Source organism: Kocuria sabuli, assembly GCF_040981185.1.
Classification (GTDB): domain Bacteria; phylum Actinomycetota; class Actinomycetes; order Actinomycetales; family Micrococcaceae; genus Kocuria; species Kocuria sabuli.
The window spans coordinates 1-502 of sequence record NZ_JAVHZE010000128.1; the positions used below are offsets into that span (position 1 = coordinate 1).

Consider the following 502-nt stretch of genomic DNA (forward strand, 5'->3'; position numbering starts at 1 on the left):
CACTCGACCTCCACGTGCACGCGGTTGCGGTTGAGGGCGGCCTCGGAGAGGTGGTCGACCAGCGGCGCGACCACGGGCTGGTAGCGGCCGTCGAGGGGCCCCAGCGCGACGGGCGGGACGGCGGCGGCGAGCGCCGCGCGCCCTGAGGACAGGATGCGATCGGTGTTGGGCATGGGCACATTCTTCCACGGCCCCCGCGCGCTCCCGGGCGGACGAATTGTCGTCCGCCGCCAACTTTCGCGGAACCCGGTTGTAGCTTTCGCCCCGAAAAGCAGCGGGTCGTCCGGAGGGGCGTCATCGACCGGGGGAACCCCGGGGGTGCGGGGATAGCATGACCTCCATGAGTACCAGCGACGCTACCCGCACCCTGGCCGGCACCGCCCCGGCCTCGGGCCCGGCCACCGCCACCACCCCGGCGGTCCGGCCGCGCCCGGCTCTGTCCCGACTTCCCCGCTACGCGGCCGGCAAGCCCCCGGTCGTGGTGGACGGGCTCGTGTCCTAC

At 74.1% G+C, this 502-nt stretch carries 1 pseudogene; it reads right to left on the minus strand.

Annotated elements, in window-relative coordinates:
• A pseudogene (locus RE027_RS18255) lies at positions 1-173 on the minus strand (adenylosuccinate lyase); the annotation flags it as partial.
• Between the last annotated feature and the right edge of the window lie 329 nt (positions 174-502).